The 5,800-nt window shown below is 72.0% G+C and carries 5 protein-coding genes; 2 read left to right on the forward strand and 3 right to left on the reverse strand.

Going from position 1 to position 5,800, the window contains the following annotated elements:
- Nucleotides 1-15 precede the first annotated feature (15 nt).
- A complete protein-coding gene (locus tag D471_RS0123780; RefSeq protein ID WP_026128015.1) occupies nucleotides 16-303 on the reverse strand; it encodes a DUF6504 family protein in 288 nt (95 codons plus the stop codon).
- Between the two features lie 316 nt (nucleotides 304-619).
- On the opposite strand from D471_RS0123780, the gene D471_RS0123785 reads away from it, so the two are divergent.
- Together D471_RS0123785 and D471_RS0123790 are read left to right on the forward strand one after the other, a co-directional pair.
- Entirely contained in the window at nucleotides 620-2,899 is a 2,280-nt protein-coding gene (locus D471_RS0123785) for a serine/threonine-protein kinase (RefSeq protein WP_026128016.1), read from the forward strand.
- 77 nt (nucleotides 2,900-2,976) lie between these two features.
- A complete protein-coding gene (locus D471_RS0123790; protein WP_017600936.1) occupies nucleotides 2,977-3,942 on the forward strand; it encodes a quinone oxidoreductase family protein in 966 nt (321 codons plus the stop codon).
- Nucleotides 3,943-3,998: 56 nt separating this feature from the next.
- On the opposite strand, the gene D471_RS0123795 is transcribed toward D471_RS0123790, so the two are convergent.
- Both D471_RS0123795 and D471_RS0123800 read right to left on the reverse strand, forming a co-directional pair.
- Nucleotides 3,999-5,084 (reverse strand): SPFH domain-containing protein, encoded by a 1,086-nt coding sequence (locus tag D471_RS0123795; RefSeq protein WP_017600937.1) that lies wholly within the window; start codon nucleotides 5,082-5,084, stop codon nucleotides 3,999-4,001.
- Nucleotides 5,085-5,157: 73 nt separating this feature from the next.
- Nucleotides 5,158-5,598: an NfeD family protein gene (locus D471_RS0123800; RefSeq protein ID WP_017600938.1), complete on the reverse strand. Its 441-nt coding sequence runs from the start codon at nucleotides 5,596-5,598 to the stop codon at nucleotides 5,158-5,160.
- Nucleotides 5,599-5,800 lie beyond the last annotated feature (202 nt).

Consider the following 5,800-nt stretch of genomic DNA (forward strand, 5'->3'; position numbering starts at 1 on the left):
CCGGACGAGACCTCCTCAGTCCCAGACCCGGGACAACAGCCACTCACCGGTCGCGGGGTCGTGGCGCAGTTCGTACACCCCCTGCGCGTGAGCGGTCCCCGCTTCCACCCGCCAGTGGCGCCGTTCGGGGACCCGGGGCGCTCTGGCCGGACTCCAGTCCATGCGCACGGTCACCCAGTGGTCGAGGATCCTGCGCACCCCGAACACCCGCCCGTTCCAGGTGAACCTGGTCGGACGCCCGGCGTCCTCGACGACCGTGACCTCCGCCCCGTAGTACCGCCCCACCGCACGTCCCCTCACCATCGACCGCCCCGTCCCGACACACGCCCCCGGACCGCCCGCCCGGGGGAAGAACAGACCGGCGTTCGAACGTGTGTTCTAACACTAGCGAAATCGGGGCGCCCGTGGAACCGTTTCGCGTGCGAACGCATCCACCCCGACGGCCCCCACGGCGGGACGGCCCGCTGACCGCACCGCCCGGACGACCCCGTGCACACCCCGCGGCCAGGAACGCCCCCCGACCGGACCGCCCGGCGCCACCCTGCCGGAACGCGCCGCCGCGGCGACATCGGTACGCTGTTGGACGCGAATCACCCGATCCATGCGAGGACCCCCTACTGTGACGTCGAACGGGCATCAGAGCGGCACCCCACTGCGCGCGGGGGACCCACGAGAACTCGATGGCTATCGGATCGTCAGCCGCCTGGGCAGGGGCGGCATGGGAACGGTCTACCTCGCTCGTGACGCCTCGGACCGCCCGGTCGCCGTCAAGCTCATCCGCCCCGACCTCGCCGACGACGAGGCCTTCCGCCGGCGCTTCGCGCGCGAGGTCGAGTCCGCGCGGCGGGTGGCCCGGTTCTCGACCGCGGGGGTGATCGACGCCCGCTTGGAGGGCGATCCGCTCTTCATCGTGTCGGAGTACGTCGCGGGTCCCAACCTCGACGAACAGGTCCGCGCGGACGGACCGATGGTCGGAGGCACCCTGGAGAGCCTCGCGTTGGGGGTCGCCGCGGCGCTCACCGCCATCCACGGCTCCGGGGTGATCCACCGCGACCTCAAGCCCGCCAACGTCCTGCTGTCCACCGTCGGCCCCAAGGTCATCGACTTCGGCATCGCCCGTGCGCTGGACGGCACGGACGGCGGGATGACCCGCTCCAGCGAACTCATCGGCACACCGTCCTACCTGGCGCCCGAACTACTCGACGGCCGCAAGGCGGGCCCGGAGGCCGACATCTTCGCCTGGGGTTGCCTGGTCGCCTTCGCCGGGACCGGGTCCGCGCCCTTCGACGCCGCGACCGTCCCGGCCGTGCTGCACAACATCACCTCCGCCCCTCCCCGGCTGGACGGTTTGGACCCGAGCCTGCACGCCCTGGTCACCGCGGCGCTCGACAAGACGCCCGCGAACCGACCGAGCGCCAAGCGGATCCTCGCCCGGCTGACCGGGCAGGACGACCCCGCGGAGGCCGAGGTCCGGCGCACCATCAGCACCTCCTGGGCATCACCGGGCGCTTCCCCGGTTCCGGGCGCGGCTCCCGACGGGGCGGCTCCGGAACCCGCGGACGGAACACCGCCCCACGGAGACGTGACCCCTCCGGGTTCGATCGCCCCGACCGGTCCCCCCAGCACGTACGGCGTGGACCCCACGGCACAGCTGCCCCAGGCGCCCCCCACACCTCAGGACCCGAACCAGATCCCGCCGACCGAGTTCATGTCGCCCCCTCCCCCCGGAACGGCGTACCCGCCCTCCGGCCCCCAGCCGACCCTGCACGGCGGTCAGCCGCCGCAGGTCCCCGGCTCGGGCCCCCAGCGCACCATGCACCAGGGCGGTCACCCCTTCCACCAGGCACCGGGCGCGGTCCCCGGATACCAGGGGCCGTCCGGCGGACACCCGCCCCAGATCGCCCACCCGCCCGGACACTCCCCGAGCGGGGGCCAGCACGGGTTCGCGACGGGCGGCCCGAACGGGCCCGGAGGGCCCGGAGGTCCCGGAGGGCCGCCGCCCGCCCCGCAGGGAAACGGCGCGCCCCGGCCCCAGCGTCAGCTCCGGCGCCGCAACGGCCGCCTCCTGGCCATCGGGAGTGGCGCGCTCGCGCTCGTCGTGGTCGCGGGCTTGGGCGGCTACGCCCTGCTGTCGGGCGGCGACGGACAGCCGGAGAACACGCAGGAGATCTACGGGGAGAACTTCGCGATCGACCCGGACTGGAACAACGGCGTCTACGACCCGGAGGACGAGCGGGACGACGGGTACTGGGCGGACCGCGGAATGCTGCTCATGCTCGACCCCGAGAACAATCCGAGCCGCGGGGAGATCACCCCCATCGACGCCGAGCTCCCCGAGTCCGTCCTGGTCAGAGCCACGGCACACGTGGTCGAGGGGCCCGGACAGGCCATGTTCGGGGTGCGCTGCTGGGACAACCGGGACCGGCGGGGCGAGGAGTCGCGCAGCATGTACGAGGCCCTCCTGCGCCACGACGGACAGCAGGCCGAGATCCGCCGGGTCGTCATGGGCGGCGACGACCCCCGCTCGGAGCCCCTCGACGAGACCTTCGACGTCCCCGGCTACGAGCCCTACCCCCTCTACGACGACGGGCGCGGCGCCCAGAGCACGGACGACGCGGACCCCTACGACATCGGCGCCGACGACCCCCTGGTCACCAACACCGTCGCGTTCGCGTGCGAGTACTCCGACGAGGGCGGCGAGGAGACGATGCGGCTGCGCATGTGGGTCAACGGGGAGCTCACGGCCGAGGCGGTCGACGACGACCCGCTCCCGGACGACGCGGAGGAACCCGAGGACCGGCACCGGGTGGGGGTCGTGCTCCGCGGCGGGCCCGGGAGCGCCCCGCTCGGCGTGCTCTACACGCACTTCTCCGTGCACGAGATCCTCCCCGACGAGTAACCGGGGCGCCGGTGCGCGACGGCGCCGGGGCCGGCTGGCATGATGCGGGCAGTCGGACCCAGCGAAGGAGTGGACCAGTGCGCGCCATCGTCATCGAGGAACACGGCGGCCCGGAGGTACTGCGGCTGACCGAGGCGAACGCCCGCGAACCGGGGCCGGGAGAGGTCCTGGTCGACGTGGCCGCCCGCGGGGTCAACTTCATCGACGTCTACCAGCGTGAGGGCCAGTACGACGTCCCCCTCCCCTTCGTCCCGGGGATGGAGGCCGCCGGTGTCGTCGCGGCCGTGGGCGAGGGGGTGCACGACCTGTCCGTCGGCCAGCGGGTCGGATGGGCGATGTCCCCCGGCGGCTACGCGGACCGGGCGGTCGTCAAGGCCTCCGTCGCGGTTCCGGTCCCGGACGACGTCTCCGACGAGCAGGCCGCGGCGCTTCTCCTCCAAGGACTCACCGCCCACTACCTCACGTACTCCGTGTACCCCGTGGCTGAGGGGGACACCGTCCTGGTGCACGCCGCCGCGGGCGGAACCGGTCTGCTCATCACCCAACTGGCCAAGGAGCGGGGCGCGCGGGTCATCGGGACCGTGTCCACCGAGGAGAAGGAACTGCTCGCCCGGGAGGCGGGCGCGGACGAGGTCATCCGCTACACCCAGACCCCGGTGGCGGACGCGGTGGGAGACCTCACCGGTGGCCGGGGAGTCGCCGCGGTCTACGACGGGGTCGGCCGGAGCACCTTCGACGCGAGCCTCGCGTCGCTGCGCCCGCGCGGAGTGCTGGCGCTGTTCGGTCAGTCCAGTGGGATGGTGCCGCCCGTCGACCCGCTGCGGCTGACCCAGGCCGGTTCGGTATACCTCACGAGGCCGTCCCTGGCCACCTTCGTGGCCGAGCGCGAGGAACTGCTGGGACGGGCGCGCGACCTGTTCGGACTGCTGGCCGGCGGGCGGCTCGACGTTCGGATCGGCGGACGCTACCCGCTGGCCGAGGCGGGACGGGCCCAGAGCGACCTCGCCGCCCGAAGGACCGCTGGGAAACTCCTGCTCGTCTGATCCCCGGGCCGGGGATTCGGGGGCTCGGCGGGCCCTCCCCGGCTCCCCGGCTCCGCTCAGGACTCCTCACGCGGATTCGGCATCGCGCCCATGCGGGCGCCCGCCCTGCGCACGTCGTCGCGTGCGTCGGCGACCGCGCGCTCGGCCGCCTCGGCGGCCTCCACCGCGGCCTGCTCCGACGAGGACCGCTCCGACTCGTCCCCCGCCGTGAGCCGTGCGGGTCCGGCCTCGGCCCCTTCCGCCTCCTTCTCCGTGGAGGGCACGGAGGCGGCGGCCTCGCCCGAGAAGGCGTGGGTGACGTTCTTGATCGCCTCGGTCAGCTCGCCGGGGATCACCCAGAACGTGTTGCCCTCGCCCTGGGCCAGGTGCGGCAGGGTCTCCAGGTACTTGTAGGCGAGCAGCTTGGCGTCGGCGTCGTTGGCGTGCACCGCCTGGAACACCCGCTCCACGGCCTTGGCCTCACCGTCGGCGCGCAGGATCGCGGCCTGCTGGTCGCCCTGGGCCTCCAGGATCGCCTGCTGCCGGGCGCCCTCGGCCTTGAGGATCCGGGCCTGGCGCTCACCCTCGGCGTGCAGGATGGCCGCGCGCTTGTCGCGGTCGGCCCGCATCTGCTTCTCCATCGCCTCCTTGATGGTGGGCGGTGGGTCGATCGCCTTGATCTCGACCCGGTTGACGCGGATCCCCCACTTGCCGGTGGTGTCGTCGAGGACGCCCCGCAGACGGGTGTTGATCTCCTCGCGCGACGTGAGCGTGCGCTCCAGGTCCATGGAACCGATCACGTTGCGCAGGGTGGTGACGGTGAGCTGGTCGATCGCCTGGAGGAAGTTGGCTACCTCGTAGGCCGCGGCCTTGGGTTGGGTGATCTGGTAGTAGAGGACGGTGTCGATGTTGACGACGAGGTTGTCCTCGGTGATCACCGGTTGGGGTCGTGAGCTGAAGACGTGCTCACGGAGGTCGAACTTGGTGTTGACGCGGTCGACGCCCGGGATGATGAAGTTCAGCCCTGGGTTGAGCGTCCGGATGTAGCGGCCGAAGCGCTCGATGTTGTAGGCCCGCGCCTGCGGGACGATACGGATCGCCGACAGCGCGATGGCCACGAGGATGACCGCGAGGATGACGAAGGGAATAACCGGGTCGATCATGTCCGCACCTGACCTTGGGGTCGTGGATGGGGAACGGGACTGTTCGCAGTTGCGGTACCCGTCGCCGGCTGGCTCAGGGCAGGGCCTCCCGCGGGTAGACCACGGCGGTGGCGCCGTCGATCTCCATGACGTCGACGTGCGTGCCGACCGGGATCACCAGGTCCTCGTCGATGCACCGTGCCGACCACTCCTCTCCGGAGAGTTTGATCAGTCCTTGGTCGCCGTCGACCTCCCGAAGGACGACGCCGGAGCGGCCCACCAGGGCGGCGGCGCCCGAGCGGGCGTCGGGTCCGCGGGTCATCTGCCTCTGGATGATCGGGCGGACCAGGACGAGACCGGCGGTGGCGGTCGCGGCGAACCCGATGATCTGCACGGCCACGGGCAGTCCGATCGCGCCCAGGAGCGCGGCGACGAGCGCCGCGACGGCGACGAGCCCCAGCACGAAGGTCAGTGTGAAGGCCTCGGCGATTCCGAGGGCGACAGCGAGGATCATCCAGATCAGCCAGTCAGGCATGTTCTGCGGCCCTCCCGCGACGTATCGGGTAATCCTTAAGCTACCCACACGAGACGGACGAAGCACGCGATTCAACGGAGTGATCGGCGGTGCGGCCGTCGATGCGGCGGGATGGACGAAGGATGAACGTACGTACGAACAGTGCTGGCTGAACGAACGTACGCAGAGCAGCCGGTCCGTGTCGGACGAACACGCGGCCGCG

Source organism: Nocardiopsis lucentensis DSM 44048, assembly GCF_000341125.1.
Lineage (GTDB): Bacteria > Actinomycetota > Actinomycetes > Streptosporangiales > Streptosporangiaceae > Nocardiopsis > Nocardiopsis lucentensis.

Bases quoted from the DNA above. Each gene is read 5' to 3' on its own strand.
- D471_RS0123780 (WP_026128015.1), bottom strand. From the start codon at position 303: ATGGTGAGGGGACGTGCGGTGGGGCGGTACTACGGGGCGGAGGTCACG.
- D471_RS0123795 (WP_017600937.1), bottom strand. From the start codon at position 5,084: ATGATCGACCCGGTTATTCCCTTCGTCATCCTCGCGGTCATCCTCGTG.
- D471_RS0123800 (WP_017600938.1), bottom strand. From the start codon at position 5,598: ATGCCTGACTGGCTGATCTGGATGATCCTCGCTGTCGCCCTCGGAATC.